Below are 276 nucleotides of genomic sequence, written 5' to 3'. Positions count from 1 at the left end.
CGCAACAGCGCGACCGTGGTCGGCACCTACGGCGGCACCGACTACACCGACGTGACCGACGATGGCGACGACAGCGACGGCAACACCACCGATGACGAGACCGCCGACCTGGCCGGTGCCGTCCCCGCCATCGAGGGCGTGAAGACCTCGGCGATCACCACCGATACCGGCGATGCGGGGCTGAGCGTCGGCGACGTGCTCACCTACACCTTCGCGATCAGCAATACCGGCAACGTGACGCTGAGCAATGTCGGCGTGCAGAGCGACACGCTGAAG

Annotated in this window: 1 protein-coding gene; it reads left to right on the top strand. The window is 67.0% G+C overall.

Annotated features, from left to right (window positions below; translation table 11 throughout):
- A partial coding sequence (locus IT775_RS21700; protein WP_212703240.1) for a DUF7507 domain-containing protein occupies positions 1-276 on the top strand: 276 nt, incomplete at both ends.

Origin of the sequence: Thalassovita aquimarina, assembly GCF_018219815.1 — a bacterium.
GTDB lineage: Bacteria > Pseudomonadota > Alphaproteobacteria > Rhodobacterales > Rhodobacteraceae > Thalassobius > Thalassobius aquimarinus.
This window is presented reverse-complemented; position numbering and strand designations above follow the sequence as displayed.